Genomic DNA, 18,458 nt, shown 5'->3' on the forward strand with positions numbered 1-18,458 from the left:
TCATGAAAACTTCCCTCACCCATGAGGCCCGAGGTCGGGACAGTTTTCATGAAAACTTCGCGATGGGGAGGGGCGTCGGCCTGGGAAGGGGCGTCTGTCTGGGGAGGTGTTGAGGTGGGGGTCTGGTGGGGGGTTGGTGGGGTAGGTTCGGGTGGTGGACGAGGAGACTTTCGAGCGGGTCAGGGCCGTGGTGGCGTCGATCCCGCCCGGGAAGGTGCTGTCCTACGGGGACGTGGCGGCGCGGGCCGGGTTGAACTCGCCCCGGTTGGTCGGGCGGATCATGGCTGAGGACACCGCGGACCTCCCCTGGTACCGGGTGTTGCGGTCGAACGGGACCGTCGCCGAGCACCTGCGCCACCGCCAGCTCGAACTGCTCCGCGCCGAGGGCGTCCTCGCCGACGGCGGCAAGATCCCCATGAGCCGGTACCGCTGGCGCGACTAGCGCTGCGGAAGCCGCTCCTCCACCAGCTTGACGAGGGCTGCCGTGCGGGCGCGGTCCGGGATCTCGTGCGGGAGACCGGCTCCGGCGATCGGCGCGGCCGTGACCGGGCCGACGCAGGCGATGAGGACGTTGTCGCGCAACGCCTTCCGCAGCGCCTCACCGCGGTCGGTGCGGTCGGCGCGGGCGAGGAAGTTCGTGGCGGCCGGGGCGCTGGTGAACGGCAGCGCGTCCACCTCCCCCGCGATGACGGCGTCGATGAGCCGGTCCAGCGCGTCCAGGTCCACCGGGTCGGTCCAGCGGTAGACCGTCACCGGCACGACCTCCCCGCCCGCCTCGCTCAGGCGGCGGCGGAACTCCAGCATCGGATCGCCGTGCACCTGCAGCACGACCCGCTTGCCCGCCACACCCCGCTCCAGCAGGTAGGACAGGATCTCGGCGGACTCCTCGGTCGGCGAGGTCCACTCCTCGCGCAGTCCCGCGCCGCGCACCGCGCCCTTGGCCTTCGCACCGCGCGCGACGATCCGGGCACCGGACAGGTGCCGCACCAGCTCCTCGCCCGAGGACTCGACCCAGCCCTTGAAGCCCATCCCGGTGATCGCCACGACGAAGTCGACCGGCGCCGACAGCACCGCCTCGGTGGCGGCGGCGAGCTCACCGTCGTCGGGCAGCGGGACCGTGTGCATCGCGGCGCCGAACAGCACGCGAGCACCCCGGCGGGCCAGCAGGTTGCCGAGCTCCTCGGCCTTGCGCTCCGCCGTGATCCCGATCGTGAAACCGCTCAACACGTCCTGCACCCGGACATCGTCACACACCCCGGCGCCGGAACCGAGGCGCGACGGATCACAGCACTTCGAGCACCATCTGGGAGGAGCGCTCCAGACCGGTCAGGGTCTTGGCGTTCGAGCGGGGGTGCAGCGCGTGCACCGCGAGCCGGAACAGCAGGGCGCGCAGCAGCGCCTGCGGCCAGTCGGTCAGGTGCGACCAGCGCTCCACGATCGCCGGGTCCGCACCGCCCCACGCCAGCGAGTCCACGACCACCACGGCCGCGGCCCACTCGGCGGGTCTCCAGTAGGCGTTGAAGTCGATCACGCCGGGCGAGGCGTCCCCGGCGAAGAGCACGTTGCCGAACAGGTCGCCGTGCACCACCTGCGGCTGCAGCTGCACCGGGCGCCGCGAACCGGCGAGCACGTCGTAGAGCCTGCCACCCTTGTCCTGCGGCAGCACGTAGTCCTCTTCACCCCACGCCATCCGGTCGGCGAGGGCGTAGATGTCCTGCCGGAGCTGCAGGAAGCGCGGCCGGGACAGGTACCGGCTGGAGGCGTGCAACCGCAGCGACATGGCCACGACCTCGTCGTGGCGCGGTTCGGGACGGCCCATGACGTCGCGGCTGGCGGACCAGCCCGACACCACCCAGCGCCCGTCGGTCGAGCGCACCGGGCGCGAGATCCGGATGTCGTCGGGTTCGAGCACGTCGAGGGTCTGGGCGACCCACGCGGCCTCGGCGGTGTTGGCGGCCGGCTTGAGCACGATCTCGCCGCATCGCCACGCGACCGCGCCCTCCAGCGCCTCCGGCTCCTCGACTCGCGCGCCGAACGCCGCGCACACGTGCGGCGGTGGCGGCTCCGGCGTAGCACTCACGCGCCAGACGCTACCTCGAAGATCGGTGTTTCGGCAGCAGGCGCTCCGCGAAGAAGCGAAAGCGGTGCGCCGGTCGGCAGAACCGGCGCACCGCTCTCGACAGCTCCGATCAGTAGGTCGGCAGGCTGGTGTCGACCTGGTTGGCCCAGCCCAGGACACCGCCGCCGACGTGCACGGCGTCGGCGAAGCCGGCCTTGTGCAGCGCCGCGAGGGCCTCGGCGGAGCGGCCACCGGACTTGCAGTGCAGGACGATCTTGCGGTCCTGCGGAAGCTCGGCCAGCGCCTCACCGGAGAGGATGCGGTCCTTGGGGATCAGCTTCGAGCCGTCGATCTTGACGATCTCGTACTCGTGCGGCTCCCGGACGTCGATCAGCTCGAACTTCTCGCCCCGATCGAACATGTCCTTGAGCTCCTGCGGCGTGATGGTGCTGTTCGCCGCCGCCTGCTGCGCGTCGTCGGAGACCACGCCGCAGAACGCCTCGTAGTCGATCAGCTCGTTGATCGGCTCGGCGTTCGGGTCCTTGCGGATCTTGACGGTGCGGTAGCTCATCTCCAGCGCGTCGTAGATCATCAGCCGGCCGAGCAGCGTCTCACCGATGCCGGTGATCAGCTTGATGGCCTCGTTGACCATGATCGAGCCGATGGAGGCGCACAGCACGCCCAGCACGCCGCCCTCGGCGCAGGACGGCACCATGCCGGGCGGCGGCGGCTCGGGGTACAGGTCGCGGTACTGCGGACCGTGCTCGGCCCAGAACACGCTGGCCTGGCCCTCGAACCGGAAGATCGAGCCCCACACGTACGGCTTGCCCAGCAGCACGGCCGCGTCGTTGACCAGGTACCGGGTGGCGAAGTTGTCCGTGCCGTCCAGGATCAGGTCGTAGTCCCGGAAGATTTCCAGGGCGTTGTCCGAGGTCAGGTGCGTCTTGTGCAGGTTGACCTGGACGTAGGGGTTGACCTCGGCGATCGAGTCCTTGGCGGACTCGGCCTTGGGGCGGCCCAGGTCGGACTGCCCGTGGATGACCTGGCGGTGCAGGTTCGACTCGTCGACCTCGTCGAACTCGACGATGCCGAGCGTGCCGACGCCCGCTGCGGCCAGGTACAGAAGCGCCGGGCTGCCGAGCCCGCCGGCGCCGACCACCAGGACCTTGGCGTTCTTCAGCCGCTTCTGCCCGTCCATCCCGACGTCCGGGATGATCAGGTGGCGGCTGTAGCGCGCGACCTCTTCCTTGGTCAGCTCCGACGCCGGCTCGACCAGCGGCGGTAGCGACGTTGCGCCGGACATTCCCAGCTCCTCCTCCGGTGGCGGCACCGATCGCGGAGCGCGGCCGATGCCTTAAGAAAGCGTCCTCGTGTACCTCAAGAGGTAACACGGAATCTGCAACGTCAGCCTGAACGATCCGATTCCCCAACCCAAACGGCTCCCACCATCCGGGACGACCCGGACGAGACGACCCGGCCGGGCCCGCTAGAAGCCCGGGGCGACCGGGAAGGGCCAGGCGTTGGGGCGGCAGACGAAGCCGTTCGCGTCGATCGGAGTCCCCTGGTCGGCGACCTGGTTGAGGTCGTGCAGCTCGTTGTTGGAGACGCTGAACGTCTGCTGCATCATCACCGGCGCCAGCGCGCCCTGCCCGGGGCAGCCGACGTGCTTGTTGCCGAAGACGTGGCCGACCTCATGGTTGATCTGGTACCGGCGGTAGTTGCCGATGTCACCTTCGAAGGACACCGCCCCGCGCACCCACCGGGCCGCGTTGAGGTAGACCATGTCGCCCTTGCGGCACGAGCTGTCGTAGGGCACGCCGTCGGTGTAGTCGCAGGCCTCGCGGGCCGTCTGCTGGCTGACCAGGATCACCCGGAAGTCCGGGCGCGGACCGCTGTCGTCGACGCGCTGCAGCGAGATGCCGCCGGCCTGCGGGTTGGTCCAGCTGCGCGGGTCCGACAGCGTCGTCTGCACCAGGTTGCCGAACTCGGCGTTCGGGTCGGGGATCTGCACGCCGACCTCGACCTCGACGCTGTAGCGGTAGAGCTGACCGCCGCCCACGACCGGCGAGGTGCCCGGCAGCACCTGGAAGGTGCGGGCCCCGGTCTCGGGGATCGGGCCGCCCGGCGGCAGGTCGGCGGAGAACATGTTCACCGGGAAGGTCTGGCTCGGCGGCGCCTCGCGCACGATCGGCTCGCCCGGCCCCTGCTCGGCGATCGGCGGCGGGCCGGTGAGGGCCGCGTTGACGTCGCCGGGGCGCACGGTCTGCAGCACGGCCAGCGCGGTGATGACCACCAGCAGCGGCAGCGCGTAGACCCGCCAGCCGTAGCGGCCGAGCACGCTCTTGCGGTGCCGGGCGCGGTAGCGGCGCCCCGGGTTCCAGGACGCGGCCAGCGGCTCGCCCCGGGGCGGTTCGCCGCGCCGGCGCGGCCGGTCCGACAGACCACGGGACTCGCTCGCGGAACGTTCCGCCGGATGGCGGTCTTCCTCGGAGTCGCGGGGAGGTTGCGGCGGACGCGTCACCCCACTAGCGTGCCACAGCCCGACCAGCCCACTTCGTCACACCGACCACTACGGGTGAGCGAACCGGAGAAGATCACTCGGGTTGCCCAATCCGGCGTTTCACCAGGTGTCGGACAGCGCCAGGCCCAGCACCGCGCGTGCCACCACGGCCGGGCGCTCCATCTGGGCGACGTGGCCGGTCCGCGGGATCACCAGCAGGCGTCCGCGCGGCAGCAGAGTCGCCGTGCGTGGCGCCTTGCGAACCGAAACCACCCGATCGTTGTCCCCCCAGATGACGAGCGCGGGCGTGTCGATCCGGGCCAGCAACCGCCACAGCGAGCGGCCGGGCGCCACCACCCACGACCGCATCAGCTGCACCGTGGTCTGCGCCAGGGCCGCGGCGGCCCACGGCAGGCCCGCCCGCTCGGCGAACTCCGCGGCGGCCTCGTCGAGGCGGTGCGGCGGGATGCGGTCGGGCTCGGCGAAGCACACCTGCAGCAGCTGCTCGGCCCTTTCCCTCGGGGTCACCGCGGCGAGCCTGCGGCGGGTCGGCGGGCCGATGACCGGCAGCAGCGCGAAGAACAACCGCGGATCGGAGATCCGGCTCGGGCTCGGCCGCAGGTCGGGCATCGCCGGGGAGATCAGCGTCAGCGTGCTGACCAGGTCCGGGCGCCGCGCGGCGACCTCGGCGGCCACCGCCCCGCCGAAGGAGTTGCCGGTCAGGTGCACCGCTCCCGAACCCAGCTCGGTCAGCAACCGGATGACCAGGTCGGCGTTCTCCTGCCGGGTGAAGCCGAAGCCCTCGGGCGGCTCCGAGCGGCCGAAGCCGGGCAGGTCGACCGCGACGCTGCGCAGGTGACCGGAGAGCTGGGCGGACAGGTCGGTCCAGTTCGTCGACGATCCGGCGAGCCCGTGCAGGTGGACGGCGGTCTCCGCGCCCACCGGGCCTTCGGTCTCGCGGACGTGCAGCGACGCGGCCGCGGAGTCGGCGGTGGCGGGCAGATCGATCCGGCGGCTCTCCGGCGGACGCCGGTGCGGGTCCAGCTCGGGCAGGCCGTCGACCATCGGCACCCTGGTCAGGACGTCCCGGTCGAGCCGGGTGCGCCGGGTGGAGCGCTGCGAGTGGGTCTCCGTGGCACGCGTCGTCATCGCACCAGGATGCCGTCCGAACCAGGCGGATTGCGGTAGGTGGCTTTACTGGCGAGTAGAGTCGGGGAAGTTTGGGGGCTGCATGGCCACCGATCGCGGCGGAAGGAAGAGGCGAGGATGACCGGGACCGCGCAGCCGAGTAAGGGAATCCGGTTGCCCCGCGACGCGCGCCGGGCGCAGCTGCTGGAGGCGGCCCAGCACGTGTTCGTGCACAACGGCTACCACGCGGCGGCGATGGACGACATCGCCGAGCGCGCGGGTGTCAGCAAGCCGGTCCTCTACCAGCACTTCCCCGGCAAGCTGGAGCTCTACCTGGCGCTGCTGGAGACCCACGGCAACGAGCTGGTCCGGCGCGTCCGCACGGCGATAGAGTCGACCTCCGACAACAAGCAGCGGGTCCGCGCGGCCATCGGCGCGTTCTACGAGTTCGTGGCCAGCGAGGACCAGGCGTTCCGGCTGGTGTTCGAGTCCGACCTGCGCGGCGAGCCGGCCGTGGAGAAGGCCGTCGAGAACTCGCTGTCCGGCTGCATCGACGCGATCACCGAAGCCGTCACCGCCGACGCCGGGCTGGACGCCGCCCGAGCCCGCCTGCTCGCGGTCGGCCTCGTCGGCCTGGCCCAGGTCACCGCTCGCGACTGGCTCGACGAGCAGCAGAAGATCCCCCGCGACGAGGCCGTCAGCCTCATCGCCACCCTCGCCTGGAAGGGCCTCGCGGGCTTCCCGCTGCAGAGCTCCTGATCGTCCGAGGAGCCCGGTTCAGAGGAGCCCTGCCAGGCGGGTGGTGATCTCGTCGGTGCGCTCCAGGGGGAGCATGTGGCCCGCGCCCGGGTACAGGTAGTACCGGGCGTCGGGGAGGGCTTCGGCGATGCGCTCGGCGTGGTCCTGCGGGGTGAGCCGGTCGGACCCGCCCGCGAAGATCAGCGTCGGGATGCCGCGCAGCCGTTCCAAGGCGTCCAGCCGCTCGTGGACCGCGAGGGATTCCCGGTAGCCGGCCATGTTGACCGGGTGGCACCCGGCGAGCCAGGAGGCCGTGGCGGCGACGTCGTCGGACTTCGGGTCCTTGCCGAACAGCAGCCAGCGCACGCCCGGCCGCAGCCAGCCCGACGCCGGGCTGACCTTCCCGCCCTTGGCGCCCGCGAGGTAGCGGCGCAGCAGCCGCTCGCCCGCGTTGAACACGTCCGCGCCGGGCTTGGGCAGGCCGAAGCTCGGCGCCGCCAGGTTCCCCGACGAGGTCGCCACCAGCGCCACGCCGCGCACCCGGTCGAAGATCTCCGGGTGCTGCTCGGCCAGCGCCATGATCGTCATGCCGCCCATCGAGTGCCCGGCCAGCACGATCGGCCCCTCCGGGACCCGCTCGGCGAGGAGTTCGGCGAGGTCGTCGGCGCAGCGGCGGATGGTGGCCTCGCCCGCCACCGCGGGTGCGCTGCCGCCGTGACCGCGCAGGTCGAACCGGAGCGTGCGCACGTTGCGCCCGGCCGCGGCGGGCAGACCGGCGGCGACGCGGTCCCAGGTGTGCTTGCTCAGCGTCCAGCCGTGCACGAAGACCGCGGTGACCGGCGCGTCGGCCGGACCCTCGTCGATCAGCCGCAGGCGGGCTCCGTCGCTGGTGGTGAACTCGGCGGCAGCAACCGTCTGCACTTCCACTCCCCGAAAGTTTGCGTGTTACCGTCGGTAACAGTAATCTCGGGTAGCGTGAGTCAGAACGCCCGGCATGTCAAGGCTGCCCGCAACGACGAGCACAAGGGCGACGCCCGCAAGGAGCGGTGGCGCGAGCACCGGCTGGCCCGCCGCGCCGAGCTCGTCCAGGCCGCCGTCCGCGCCATCGGCGAGCACGGCGCCGACGTCGGCATGGACGACATCGCCACCGAGGCCGGCGTCAGCAAGCCCGTGCTCTACCGGCACTTCAGCGACAAGAGCGACCTCTACGTCGCCGTCGGCGAGTGGGGCACCGACCTGCTGATGCAGCGGCTCAAACCGCTGTTCCGGATCAACGGCTCCGCCAACGAGCTCATCCACCGGCTGCTCGACGCCTACCTCGGCCTGATCGAGGAGTACCCCGACCTCTACCGGTTCGTCGTGCAGCGCAACTTCACCGACCGCCCCGTCGCCAGCGACCCGGTGTCCGACGAGAAGACCGTCATCGCCAACTCGCTGGCCCGCCTGCTCGGCCGCTACATGCGCGCGCTGGGACTGGACTCCGGCGGCGTCGAGGTGTGGAGCCACGGCCTGGTCGGGCTCGTGCAGGCCAGCGGCGACTGGTGGCTGGACCGGCAGACCATGAGCCGCGAGGACCTCACCAACTACCTGGCGCAGGTCATCTGGTCCGGCATCGACGGCGTGCTGCGCTCGGCCGGCCTGGTGCTGGACCCGGACGAGAACCTCGACCTGCTGGACGAGACCTACCTGGAGATCGTCCCCGACGAGGACCGGGAACTGGGCTGACACGCGTCGAGGGGCACCCCGGGATCTCCCGGAATGCCCCTCGACCAGCACGAATCAGGTGTCAGCCGACCCCGAAGCCCACGCGCGGCACGTCCGCCGGTCCGATCTCGATGTAGGCGATCTTGGTGGACGGGATGATGATGCGCCGCCCCTTGCTGTCGTCCAGCGCCAGCACGCTCGCGTCGTTCTTCAGCGCGTCCGAGACCAGCGACTCGATCTCCTGCGGGGACTGTCCGCTGTCAACCGTCAGCTCGCGCGGACTGTCCACGACGCCGATCTTGACCTCCACGCCGAACCTCCGTAGGGCACTAGAAACGATGTGACGGGCCAAGGCTATCCCAGCCCCACCGCAGCCCACCGGATCTGCCCATTCGCTCAGAGCGAATCGTCAGCCCAGGCCGAGGTTGCCCATGCGCTTGGTGTGGTTGTTCTGCAGCCGCCGGAACATCGCCCCGACGCCCGTGAGGTCGCCCGAGCCCTTGATGATCAGCTCCGCGAGCGCGTCCCGCTCCACCACGACGTGCTGGGCCTGGGTGATCGCCTCGCCGAGCAGGCGACGTCCCCACAGCGTCAGCTTGTCGCGCAGCGAGCGGTCGTCTGCGCAGGCCGCCTGCACCTCGCGCTCGGCGAAGGCCGAGTGGCCGGTGTCGGCCAGCACCGTCAGCACCAGCTCGCGCGTGTCGGCGTCGAGCCACTCGGCGACCTCGCGGTAGAAGTCGGCCGCCAGACCGTCACCCACGTAGGCCTTGACCAGCGACTCCAGCCACGAGTGCGGGGCGGTCGAGGAGTTGAACGCGTCGAAGGGCTGGGCGAAGGGCTGCATGGCCTCCTCGACCGCGACCCCGCGGTCGGCCAGCGCCTGCTGCAGCATCCGGTAGTGGCCGATCTCCGCGGCCGCCATGCTCGACAGCGCGGCCCGGCCGGTCAGCGTCGGCGCGGTGCGCGCGTCCTCGGCCAACCGGTCGAAGGCGGACAGTTCGCCGTAGGCCAGCGCCGCGAGCAGATCCACGACGCCTTCTTGGTAACGCTCGTCACTCTCACCCGGTGTGGTGGCCCGCTGGTCAGCCTCGTTCATGGCTGCGAGCGTAACCGTCGGCACGCCCGAGTTATACGCGCCACGTCAGTTTCGCGTTCAGAACAGGTATCCTCGGCCCCGGAGGAGCAATCGGCGTCCTGACGACGCGGTGCAACCACCGCGGGGTCGGCTCCCCGAAACGTCACGGTCCGGGCGACGGGCGCCCGAGCGGGACGGCCCCGGGACATGTCGGCGCGACGCGGCTCGAGCGAACGGCTCGACGGCCCTGGCGCGCATGCGACGCCGATGAGACAACGAACCAGCCAGCGGGGTACTCGCCGCTGTAGCGAAACGAAGGCGCGCACCATTACGTCGGTGACCACGAGCACTCCGAGCGGCCGCGACCACGCGGCCACCGTGTGCCGGGAGGACGTCGCCACGGGATCGGCCCGAACCGGGACGCATGCGCGCAGGCACCGAGAGAGGCGATCATTCTGACGTTCACCAACAGCCAGGCCCCCGGCGGCCTCGAAGATCAGACCGGGGGCGGCACCCCCGACCTCGACAACACCCCAGCACCCGAGACCCCAGCACCCGAGACGGCCGACGCCGAGGAGCGCCTGCTCCCGACGTTCGCCGAGCTCGACGTCCACCCGGACATCGTCAAGGCCCTCGACGAGAGCGGTATCGAGCGGACCTTCGCCATCCAGGAGCTGACGCTCCCGCTGGCCATGCGCGGCGAGGACCTCATCGGTCAGGCCCGCACCGGCACCGGCAAGACCCTCGGCTTCGGCGTCCCGCTGCTGCACCGCATCGGCGGTGCCGGCGACGGCACCCCGCAGGCCCTGGTCGTCGTCCCGACCCGCGAGCTGTGCCTGCAGGTCACCCGCGACCTCACCGAAGCGGGCAAGCACCTCGGCGTGCGCACCCTGGCCGTCTACGGCGGGCGCCCCTACGAGGAGCAGATCTCCGCGCTGCGCAACGGCGTCGACGTGGTCATCGGCACCCCGGGCCGCCTGCTGGACCTGGCCGAGCAGCGCCACCTGGTGCTGGGCAAGGTCTCCGCGCTGGTGCTCGACGAGGCCGACGAGATGCTCGACCTGGGCTTCCTGCCCGACATCGAGCGCATCCTGCGGATGGTTCCCGAGCAGCGGCAGACCATGCTGTTCTCGGCCACCATGCCCGGCCCGATCCTGACGCTGGCCCGCACCTTCATGACCCAGCCGACGCACATCCGCGCCGAGCAGGCCGACGAGGGCGCGGTGCACGAGCGCACCCGGCAGTTCATCTACCGGGCGCACTCGATGGACAAGCCCGAGCTGATCGCCAAGGCCCTGCAGGCCGACGGCCGCGGCCTGGCGATGATCTTCAGCCGCACCAAGCGGCAGGCGCAGAAGCTGGCCGACGAGCTCACCGAGCGCGGCTTCGCCGCCGGGGCCGTGCACGGCGACCTGGGCCAGGGCGCCCGGGAGAAGGCGCTGCGCGCGTTCCGCTCCGGCAAGGTCGACATCCTCGTCGCCACCGACGTCGCCGCGCGCGGCATCGACGTCGCCGGCGTGACGCACGTGATCAACCTGCAGTGCCCGGACGACGAGAAGACCTACGTGCACCGCATCGGCCGCACCGGCCGCGCGGGTCGCGAAGGCGTGGCGATCACGCTGGTCGACTGGGACGAGGAACCGCGCTGGAAGATGATCAGCGACACCCTCGGCCTGGGCAAGCCGGAGCCGGTGGAGACCTACTCCACCTCCGCGCACCTGTTCACCGACCTGGACATCCCGACCGACGTCACCGGGCGGCTGCCGCTGGCCAAGCGCACCCGCGCCGGGCTGGACGCCGAGCCGGAGGGCGACTCGGGCGAGGCCAAGCGCCCGCGCCGCAGCCGCCGCCGCACCCGCGGCGGCAAGTCCGAGGGCGGTGCCGAGAGCAGCACCGGTCCGCGGCAGGACTCCGACGCCGAGACCCGTCCCGCGCGTCGCCGCAGCCGCCGCCGCACCCGCGGTGGGGGCGAGGCCAACGTCGAGGTCGGCGCCCAGCAGTCGGAGGCCCCGGCCGCCGACTCCTCCTCGGCCGACGCGGGTGACCGCCCGCGCCGCCGTCGTCGCCGCCGTCGCGGCGGTGGCGAAGGATCGTCGGAGTCCTCGGACAACGCCTGATCAGCGCACACCTGGAGATCTCGACCTCCCCGGCGGGGGTCGAGATTTCTGCGTGTAGGGCCTGTTCAGCGCGCGGGTAAGCTTCCGCCAAGACGCCTGAGCGATGGGGAGTTGGTTGTGGTCCGGCCTGAGCGGCGCACTCGGGGTGACATCGCCGCGGTCGTGGTGATCGTGGTGGCCGCGCTCGTCGGCGCCGGCGTGCTGTGGCTGCACAGCGACGCGCGCGCGACGATCTCGGAGACCTCCCCCGAACCGCTGCCCGCGCCCCCGAAGCCGGCGACCGTCCCGTCCGCCCTGCACGAGGTCTGGCGCGCGCCGAGCACCGCCACCCCGGTCCCGGTGATCGCACCGCCCGCGGTCGTCACCGGCACCGGCAACGAGGTTCTGGGGCACGACCCGCTGACCGGCCGGGTCGCCTGGCGCTACGCGCGCGACATCCCGCTGTGCACCATCGGCACCGAGTGGGACCGGGCCGTCGCCGTCTTCCGCAAGTCGCACAACTGCAGCGAGGTCACCTCGCTGCGCGGGCCGACCGGGGAGCGCGGGCCGCAGCGCAACACCGACGCCGAGTTCGGCACCCGGCTGCTCGGCGACGGCACCTACCTGACCGCCACCGGCACCCGTTCCTTCGAGTCCTGGCGCTCGGACCTGGTGCGCACCCAGCAGTTCGGCATCCCGCCGCAGCTGAAGAACCCGGACAACAACATCGAGCGCCCGAACTGCACCTACACCTCGATCGCCGTCGGCCACGACCGGGCGAGCGCGGTCGAGAACTGCCCCGGCGAGACCGGGCGGATCACCACGATCAAGACCCACCCCGAGGACGACGAGAAGCCCGAGGAGATCTTCAGCGTCGCCCTCGGCAGCCGCGACGCCTCGGTGGTGGCGGTGACCGATCAGCGCACCGCCGTGGTCATGCGCGACACCTCGCAGCTGCTGCTGTTCGACGACGCGGGCCGCACGGTCTCCAGCTACCCGGTGCGCCTCGGCCCGCTCACCGGTCGCGACAACGTGCGGGTGGAGAGCACCGCGATCGGCAGCCGCGTCTACTGGCACACCGGCGCGGACACGATCGCGCTGGACCCGGTGACCCTCGCGCCGCTGTGGACCAGCCCGGACACGCTCGGCGCGGGCACGTCGCTGGCCGACCGGCTGGTGATCCCGGTGAGCGGCGGGATGGCGGTGCTCGACCCGGCGACCGGTGTCCGCGAGCGCGTCATCCCCGTCGACCGCGGCGGCTACAGCGGTCCGGTGCGGCTCAACTCCGTCGGCCCCGTCGTCCTGGAGCAGCGCGGCGACACCCTGGTCGCCCTGCGCTGATCTTGCGGTGCCCTGCGCTGAGCGCGGCGGTGTCCCGCGGAGCTCAGGAGCTGCGGAGGGGACGGTTTTTCCTCGAATCACCCATGCTCGATGTCCGAAATGTCGGGACAGTTCTCACTAACACTGTCACCACCACCAGAACCAGAGGGAGCCGAGGACCACGATCAGCACCCCGGCCACGGCGAGACCGCCGTTGCGATCGCGGTGGCGGTCGGCGTAGGTCTGCAGCGCGACGGCCACCAGAGCCGCGACCACCTGCGAGACCACCGCGCCGACGCCCGGCCCCTGCTGCCCGTGCCCGGTGGCCCAGAACTGGACCCCGATCAGGATCAGCGACAGCACCAGCGAACCCATCGCCAGCGCGCCGGTGAAGCTGCGCAGCGTCGTCCCGGCGGAGCTCACCCGGTGCGGCCGGGCCAGCTCGTGACGCGCGTGAGGCGGCCGCGGGCGCTGGGCCTGCGGGGCCGTGCGGCGCGGCCGGGGCGGCTGCATGCGGCGCGCACCGTCGTCCGGCGGCATGTGCCGCGTGCGCGGCGGCGGGGTGCGGCGTTGCGGGGCTGGTGCGTGCATCGGCCCGTCCTCCGGTCGAAAGCTCATCCGTCCCCCAGCAGCGCCCAGGGTCGCAGATCCGGCGCGGCCCGCTGTCCCTCGGTGCAGTGTGCCCGGAAATCGCACCAGGAGCAGTGCGATCCGGTGCTGACCGGAAACGCGGTCTCGGCAACGTCGTTCGAGTTCGCCGAGTCCAGCGCGTCGGTCGCGTCCTGGATCTCACCCGCCAGCCGTTCGGCCCGCTCCCGGAGCCCGTCGAGGGACTCGGCGGTGTGATCCCAGGCCGAGACCGTACCGGTGGGCAGGTGGTGCAGCTCCACCCGGTTGCACCGCCGCCGCAGGGTTTTCCGCACCGCCATCGCGTACAGGCCCAGGGCCAGCGAGTTCTTGGCGTCGTCGACCCGCAGCCCGTGCCTGCCGGTCTTGTAGTCGACCACCACCAGCTCGCCGTCGCGCTCGTCGACGCGGTCCACCCGGCCCTCGGCGATGATCTCGCCGACCGGCGCGGACACCCAGCGCTCGACGGCGACCGGGGTGAAGTCGGCGGGCAGCGCGGCCACGTAGTCGTGGACCCAGCGCTGCGCGCGGCGGCGGTGCTCGGCCGCCTGCTCGGAATCGGCGAACCCGTCGGACTTCCAGCACCGGTGCACCAGCAGCTCGGCGCGCTGCGGTGTCCGCTTCTGCGGCGGCAGCTCGAAGTAGGCCTTCAGCGCGTTGTGCACGACCGCGCCGAGCGTGGCGTTCGCCCAGGCCCCACCGCGCTTCGGCGCAGGTCTGTCGAGGTAGGCCATCCGGTAGCGGCGCGGGCATCCCGCCCACGTCGACAAGCGGGCCGGGGTGACCCGCACGAGCTTGTCGGGGATGCCTTCCAGACCGAGCTGCTGCTGCACGCCGACCACACTACGCAGAACGGCCGAGGCGCGGTTCAGCTGATCACCTTGCTCCCGGTGCAGCGCGCGATGATCCGCTCCAGCGAGTCCGGGTCGGTGGTCTCCTGGCCGATCCTGATGGTCTTGTTGGTGCCGTGGTAGTCGCTGCTGCCGGTCGGGATCAGGTCCAGCTCGGCGGCGAGCTCGCGCAGCTTCGCCCGGGTCGGCTCGTCGTGATCGGGGTGGTCGATCTCGACCCCGGCCAGCCCGTGATCGGCCAGCTCGGCGATCACCTCGGCGTTGACGACCGGTCCCCGCTTGTAGGCGAACGGATGCGCCAGCACGGTCGCCCCACCGGCCTCGGCGATCATCGTGATCGCCCGGTGCACGGGGGTGTCGGTGCGCGGCAGGTAGTAGCTGCCGCCGCTGCTGAGGTACTTCGCGAATGCCTCGTCGACGCTGGCGACCGTGCCGGCCGCGACCAGCGCGCGTGCCAGGTGCGGGCGTCCGCCCGGCGAGTCCGGCGGCAGTCCCGCCATGATCGCGTCGGGGTCGATCGGGAAGCCGTCGTCGGCCATCCGCCGGGCCATCTGGTGCAGCCGCTCGCGGCGTTCGGCGCGCAGCCGCGACTGCTCGCGGACCAGGGCGGGCGAGGCGGGGTTGAACAGGTACGCCAGCAGGTGGACGGTGACCCTGCCGCCGTTGCCGTCGGGGCTGGAGCAGGACAGCTCCGCACCCGGGACCAGCCGGAACGTTCCGGGACGACCGAGTTCGCGCACCGCGCGCTCGGCCTCCGCCCAACCGGCGGTCGTGTCGTGGTCGGTGATCGCGATCGCGTCCAGCCCGGCCGCGACCGCGGTCGCCACCAGCTCGGACGGCGTGTCGGTCCCGTCGGACTCGGTGGAATGCGCGTGCAGGTCGATGAGCACACCTCAGTGTGACCCATGACCGGCGTCGAGGAACCCTCGAGCCGGTGATCCCGGACACGCCGGGACCACCGGTCCCCGAGGACTACAGCTTGGCCGTCTTCCGCTTGCCCACCGCGGCTCGGCGAGCCTTGAGCATCGAGAAGCGGTCTTGCTGCTGGCCCTTCTTGTCGCCGAAGACCAGGCCGGAGATCGCGTCCTCCACCTCGGTGGGGTTCGGGACGTACTCGATCCGGTTGAGCGCCTGGATCTGACCCGCCGATTCGACGATCAGCGTGCCGTAACCCATCATGCGCCCCATCAGCGAGCGGTGGAAGGTCAGGTCCGTGACCTTGGTGACCGGCATCATCGCCACGTTGGTGGTGAAGATCCCGGTCGTGATCAGGAACCGCTTGTCGGTCACGACGATGCGCTCCACGTACCAGTCGAGGACCTGGTAGGTGAAGCGGATCAGCACGACCAACCCGGCGTACCAGAGGATGTTCTGGAACAACCAGGAGCTGCCGGCGGGCAGCAGGTACGACACCAGGACGAGCCCGACGAGGAGTCCCGCCGCCTCGAACAGGTCCCACACCAGGGCTGCCCAGTGACGCCGAACCCGGATCACCCGGCGTTCGGAGTCCAGCAGGTACTCGTCGGGATCCCTAGGAGCGAACATGGCACCCGCCTCCCGATTCTCGCTTTAAGCCTGGAAGAGGTTCTGCATGAAGGTGATGACGGCTTCTGCAGCACCACGAAGACTGGCCAGGATGCCGTTCACGACATTGCTGGCTTGGTCCGGCGCGGAAAACAAGAAGAACAGGAGGAAAGCAACCACTGCCCAGGTGAGGATTTTCTTCATGTTCACTGTGACGCACCCCGTCCGAAAAAGCCCTTGAGTAGCACAGGCGCCTGCTGATCCGTTGTACCGCACTCCGCCCCTTAACGGCAGCTTTGTACCGCACTTGGGTCAGTCGTTTCCGGGCAGGCCCGGACCAACTACCCTCCGTGTTGATGATCGTATCTGAGAATCCCGTGATCCGCTGCGTCGGAGCTCTCATTTTTGACCCCCGAGGTCGGTTGTGCCTGGTCAAACGGGCTAATGAGCCGGGCAGGGGCAAGTGGTCGATCCCCGGAGGCCGGGTGGAGCAGGGAGAAACCGATCATTCGGCGGTACGGCGCGAGGTTTTCGAGGAAATCGGCCTCGTCGTCACGGTCGGTGATCTTGTGGGGCGGGTCGAGCGCCCCGCACCCCGGGGAACCTTCGAGATCCTCGACTACTCCTGCCGGAGCAATGAATGGGAACTTTCCCCTGGTGACGACGCCGCGGACGCAATGTGGGCGGACGGTGCGACTTTCGCCACACTCGATCGAAATGGAGCGCTGACGGCCGGATTGGCCGACGCTCTGCGCGCTTGGGATTGTTTACCCCGCAACGAGTGAGCGCGAATGCCGGCGGGTTACGCGTAGCCGACCGTGATCGTGACGATCGGTGGAACAACCCCCGAGCAGAGCCTTTTCGCGGATGCCCGAATTAGTCGACTGGTCCGCTTTCGCGGGTTGAGATCGCTGCCACCTGTGACGTGGGCACGACGCGGTTGTCACCGGCCCACCCGGACGGAGTATCGTTGCCGGTTGGCTGATGCAGCTCCCACCCCGTGCGGTGGATGACCTCCGGGAGGTGAGGGATCGTGAGCAGTAGTACCGACAGCGCGCTTCCGTGCAGTACCAACCGCATCCCCGCCGTGAAGGCCTGCCGCTGATCCGGCGCGGTTCTTCTCCCCGGGCCGGGATGCGACCCCGCAAGCGAGAGTGATCTCCGCCCGAGGAGCACCGCTGCGGCGCGCGAGTCCGGACCGCCGTCCGGATGACCGTCGTCCGGACCACCGGTCCCCCGCCGCGCACGTCCCCGGGCCCCGGAACCCCTGGAGGCCGTCGTGCCGAACCTGCCTTCGCTCGGCCTGCGCAACCGCAACGGTCGCGCCGCCCAGCCCGCATCCCGCAAGCCCGCGCCGGTGTCCGCCTACGTGGTGGACTGCGCCGTCTACGTCGACGGCCACCGGCTGGAGGGCACCTGGAACCACGCCGACGCGATCGAGGAGGTCCGCAGGCGCGGGACCGGTTTCGTCTGGATCGGGCTGCACGAACCGACCGAGGAGCAGATCAACGGCATCGCCGAGACCTTCGGCCTGCACGAGCTCGCGGTCGAGGACGCGGTGCACGCGCACCAGCGGCCCAAGCTGGAGCGCTACGACAACACCCTGTTCATGGTGCTCAAGACGGTCCGCTACACCGACACCGAGACCCGCACGGCGACCAGCGAGATCGTCGACACCGGTGAGCTGATGGTCTTCCTCGGCCGGGACTTCGTGATCACCGTCCGGCACGGCAAGCACGCCGAGCTGGGCGACCTGCGCTGCCGGCTGGAGGAGGACCCGGAGCAGCTGGCGCTGGGCCCGTCCGCGGTGCTGCACGGGGTCGCCGACACCGTCGTCGACAACTACCTCGACGTCACCGAGGCCATCCAGGACGACATCGACGAGATCGAGGCCGAGGTCTTTGAACCCCGCACCAAGATCGACGCCGAGCAGATCTACCTGATGAAGCGCGAGGTGATGGAGCTGCGGCGGGCGGTGCAGCCGCTGTCCAAGCCGATGCAGCGGCTCGCCGAGGGCTACACGCCGATGATCGCCGAGGACGTCCGCTCCTACTTCCGCAACGTCGAGGACCACCTGGCGCGGGTCTCGGAGATGGTCGGCTCCTTCGACGAGTTGCTGACCACGCTGGTCGACGCCACCCTCGCCAAGATCACGCTCCAGCAGAACACCGACATGCGCAAGATATCGGCCTGGGTCGCGATCATCTCGACGCCGACGATGATCGCCGGGATCTACGGCATGAACTTCGACTTCATGCCCGAAACCGGTTGGAAGTTCGGCTATCCGATGGTGATGGTCGTGATGCTCATCGCCTGCATCGTGCTGTTCAAGATCTTCCGGAAGAACAAGTGGCTGTAACGATTCCGGCCGCTCGGACGATGTTCCAGTTGACAGTGAGGAGGACCGAATTGCAAGCGCTCACCATCGGCGCACCGATGCGGCAGCGGCTCCTCAACTCGCGGCGTTCCCCGGTCTCGCGCCGGCAGACCGCCGAGAAGTTGTTCCGGCACTCCGCTTGGGTGCAGCGAAAACCCGGCGCGATGTGGGACGTGGTCCCCGCGCCGAGCGCCTTCGCGCGCTGACGGCACCTGCCCGGGTAGACCGCGGGCCCGCATCGTGAAAACGGATCTGCAGCAACCAGAATCTCGTTTTCCCGTTGGGAGGCACCGCCATGACTCGCCTGCTCTCCAGCAAGCTCACCTTCCTCGTCGCCCTGCTCGCGGGCTGGATCGCGATGGAGTTCGTGCTCATCGCCAACCAGCTGTAGAGGGCCGCGTGGGCGAAGTGCAGCAGTTTCAACTGAAATCTGGTGTTCGTCGTGGGGGGGGGGGGGTG

Annotated in this window: 21 protein-coding genes; 8 read left to right on the top strand and 13 right to left on the bottom strand. The window is 70.6% G+C overall.

What is annotated here, in order from left to right; all coding sequences use genetic code 11:
* Positions 1–154 precede the first annotated feature (154 nt).
* On the top strand, positions 155–442 hold the full coding sequence (locus tag QFW96_RS15665) for an MGMT family protein (protein ID WP_281456374.1): 288 nt from the start codon (positions 155–157) through the stop codon (positions 440–442).
* On the opposite strand, the gene QFW96_RS15670 is transcribed toward QFW96_RS15665, so the two are convergent.
* The 5 genes from QFW96_RS15670 to QFW96_RS15690 form a co-directional block, all read right to left on the bottom strand.
* Positions 439–1,236, bottom strand: a complete 798-nt coding sequence (locus QFW96_RS15670; protein WP_281456375.1) for a uroporphyrinogen-III synthase — start codon at positions 1,234–1,236, stop codon at positions 439–441. The two genes, QFW96_RS15665 and QFW96_RS15670, sit on opposite strands and share 4 nt — an antisense overlap.
* Before the next feature lie 46 nt (positions 1,237–1,282).
* The gene (locus tag QFW96_RS15675) at positions 1,283–2,080 is read right to left on the bottom strand and encodes a TIGR02569 family protein (RefSeq protein WP_281456376.1); all 798 of its coding nucleotides are present in this window, start codon (positions 2,078–2,080) and stop codon (positions 1,283–1,285) included.
* A 109-nt stretch (positions 2,081–2,189) separates the two neighbouring features.
* Positions 2,190–3,362, bottom strand: a complete 1,173-nt coding sequence (gene moeZ, locus QFW96_RS15680) for an adenylyltransferase/sulfurtransferase MoeZ (protein ID WP_281456377.1) — start codon at positions 3,360–3,362, stop codon at positions 2,190–2,192.
* 183 nt (positions 3,363–3,545) lie between these two features.
* A complete protein-coding gene (locus tag QFW96_RS15685) occupies positions 3,546–4,580 on the bottom strand; it encodes a DUF3152 domain-containing protein (protein ID WP_281456378.1) in 1,035 nt (344 codons plus the stop codon).
* Positions 4,581–4,679: 99 nt separating this feature from the next.
* Entirely contained in the window at positions 4,680–5,708 is a 1,029-nt protein-coding gene (locus tag QFW96_RS15690) for an alpha/beta fold hydrolase (RefSeq protein ID WP_281456379.1), read from the bottom strand.
* A gap of 117 nt (positions 5,709–5,825) precedes the next feature.
* Between QFW96_RS15690 and QFW96_RS15695 the strand changes: the two genes are divergently transcribed.
* Complete coding sequence (locus QFW96_RS15695; RefSeq protein WP_281456380.1) at positions 5,826–6,446, top strand: TetR/AcrR family transcriptional regulator; 621 nt, start codon at positions 5,826–5,828, stop codon at positions 6,444–6,446.
* An 18-nt stretch (positions 6,447–6,464) separates the two neighbouring features.
* On the opposite strand, the gene QFW96_RS15700 is transcribed toward QFW96_RS15695, so the two are convergent.
* Positions 6,465–7,346, bottom strand: a complete 882-nt coding sequence (locus QFW96_RS15700) for an alpha/beta fold hydrolase (RefSeq protein WP_281456381.1) — start codon at positions 7,344–7,346, stop codon at positions 6,465–6,467.
* A 54-nt stretch (positions 7,347–7,400) separates the two neighbouring features.
* On the opposite strand from QFW96_RS15700, the gene QFW96_RS15705 reads away from it, so the two are divergent.
* Positions 7,401–8,150: a TetR/AcrR family transcriptional regulator gene (locus QFW96_RS15705; RefSeq protein WP_281456382.1), complete on the top strand. Its 750-nt coding sequence runs from the start codon at positions 7,401–7,403 to the stop codon at positions 8,148–8,150.
* A 61-nt stretch (positions 8,151–8,211) separates the two neighbouring features.
* Here the strand turns inward: QFW96_RS15705 and QFW96_RS15710 are convergent, their stop codons facing one another.
* Together QFW96_RS15710 and QFW96_RS15715 are read right to left on the bottom strand one after the other, a co-directional pair.
* Positions 8,212–8,439, bottom strand: coding sequence for a DUF3107 domain-containing protein (locus QFW96_RS15710; RefSeq protein ID WP_093415023.1), 228 nt, complete (start codon positions 8,437–8,439; stop codon positions 8,212–8,214).
* Between the two features lie 99 nt (positions 8,440–8,538).
* Positions 8,539–9,225: a ferritin-like fold-containing protein gene (locus QFW96_RS15715; protein WP_281456383.1), complete on the bottom strand. Its 687-nt coding sequence runs from the start codon at positions 9,223–9,225 to the stop codon at positions 8,539–8,541.
* 560 nt (positions 9,226–9,785) lie between these two features.
* On the opposite strand from QFW96_RS15715, the gene QFW96_RS15720 reads away from it, so the two are divergent.
* Both QFW96_RS15720 and QFW96_RS15725 read left to right on the top strand, forming a co-directional pair.
* Positions 9,786–11,321, top strand: coding sequence for a DEAD/DEAH box helicase (locus QFW96_RS15720; RefSeq protein WP_281456400.1), 1,536 nt, complete (start codon positions 9,786–9,788; stop codon positions 11,319–11,321).
* 117 nt (positions 11,322–11,438) lie between these two features.
* Positions 11,439–12,641 (top strand): Rv3212 family protein, encoded by a 1,203-nt coding sequence (locus QFW96_RS15725; protein WP_281456384.1) that lies wholly within the window; start codon positions 11,439–11,441, stop codon positions 12,639–12,641.
* Positions 12,642–12,767: 126 nt separating this feature from the next.
* Here the strand turns inward: QFW96_RS15725 and QFW96_RS15730 are convergent, their stop codons facing one another.
* From QFW96_RS15730 to QFW96_RS15750, 5 genes are all read right to left on the bottom strand, one after another.
* Positions 12,768–13,211: a hypothetical protein gene (locus QFW96_RS15730; RefSeq protein ID WP_281456385.1), complete on the bottom strand. Its 444-nt coding sequence runs from the start codon at positions 13,209–13,211 to the stop codon at positions 12,768–12,770.
* 23 nt (positions 13,212–13,234) lie between these two features.
* Entirely contained in the window at positions 13,235–14,080 is an 846-nt protein-coding gene (locus tag QFW96_RS15735) for a RecB family exonuclease (RefSeq protein WP_281456386.1), read from the bottom strand.
* A gap of 35 nt (positions 14,081–14,115) precedes the next feature.
* Positions 14,116–14,988 carry a PHP domain-containing protein gene (locus QFW96_RS15740; protein WP_281456387.1) on the bottom strand — a complete coding sequence of 291 codons (873 nt, stop codon included), beginning with the start codon at positions 14,986–14,988 and terminating at the stop codon, positions 14,116–14,118.
* Positions 14,989–15,070: 82 nt separating this feature from the next.
* Positions 15,071–15,643, bottom strand: coding sequence for a PH domain-containing protein (locus QFW96_RS15745; RefSeq protein WP_093415030.1), 573 nt, complete (start codon positions 15,641–15,643; stop codon positions 15,071–15,073).
* A gap of 24 nt (positions 15,644–15,667) precedes the next feature.
* Positions 15,668–15,832 carry a cytochrome c family protein gene (locus QFW96_RS15750; protein ID WP_175547979.1) on the bottom strand — a complete coding sequence of 55 codons (165 nt, stop codon included), beginning with the start codon at positions 15,830–15,832 and terminating at the stop codon, positions 15,668–15,670.
* Positions 15,833–15,978: 146 nt separating this feature from the next.
* Between QFW96_RS15750 and QFW96_RS15755 the strand changes: the two genes are divergently transcribed.
* The 3 genes from QFW96_RS15755 to QFW96_RS15765 all read left to right on the top strand — a co-directional run bounded on the left by QFW96_RS15755 (position 15,979) and on the right by QFW96_RS15765 (position 18,205).
* Positions 15,979–16,407, top strand: coding sequence for an NUDIX hydrolase (locus QFW96_RS15755; protein WP_281456388.1), 429 nt, complete (start codon positions 15,979–15,981; stop codon positions 16,405–16,407).
* 494 nt (positions 16,408–16,901) lie between these two features.
* The gene (gene corA, locus QFW96_RS15760; RefSeq protein ID WP_281456389.1) at positions 16,902–17,981 is read left to right on the top strand and encodes a magnesium/cobalt transporter CorA; all 1,080 of its coding nucleotides are present in this window, start codon (positions 16,902–16,904) and stop codon (positions 17,979–17,981) included.
* 50 nt (positions 17,982–18,031) lie between these two features.
* Positions 18,032–18,205, top strand: a complete 174-nt coding sequence (locus QFW96_RS15765; RefSeq protein WP_281456390.1) for a hypothetical protein — start codon at positions 18,032–18,034, stop codon at positions 18,203–18,205.
* Positions 18,206–18,458: the final 253 nt, after the last annotated feature.

Source organism: Saccharopolyspora ipomoeae (assembly GCF_029952525.1).
Classification (GTDB): domain Bacteria; phylum Actinomycetota; class Actinomycetes; order Mycobacteriales; family Pseudonocardiaceae; genus Saccharopolyspora; species Saccharopolyspora ipomoeae.

Excerpts from the sequence above, each read along its gene's own strand:
- moeZ (WP_281456377.1), bottom strand. The coding sequence starts at position 3,362 with ATGTCCGGCGCAACGTCGCTACCGCCGCTGGTCGAGCCGGCGTCGGAG.
- QFW96_RS15690 (WP_281456379.1), bottom strand. The coding sequence starts at position 5,708 with ATGACGACGCGTGCCACGGAGACCCACTCGCAGCGCTCCACCCGGCGC.
- QFW96_RS15695 (WP_281456380.1), top strand. The coding sequence starts at position 5,826 with ATGACCGGGACCGCGCAGCCGAGTAAGGGAATCCGGTTGCCCCGCGAC.
- QFW96_RS15715 (WP_281456383.1), bottom strand. The coding sequence starts at position 9,225 with ATGAACGAGGCTGACCAGCGGGCCACCACACCGGGTGAGAGTGACGAG.
- QFW96_RS15730 (WP_281456385.1), bottom strand. The coding sequence starts at position 13,211 with ATGCACGCACCAGCCCCGCAACGCCGCACCCCGCCGCCGCGCACGCGG.
- QFW96_RS15745 (WP_093415030.1), bottom strand. The coding sequence starts at position 15,643 with ATGTTCGCTCCTAGGGATCCCGACGAGTACCTGCTGGACTCCGAACGC.
- QFW96_RS15755 (WP_281456388.1), top strand. The coding sequence starts at position 15,979 with ATGATCGTATCTGAGAATCCCGTGATCCGCTGCGTCGGAGCTCTCATT.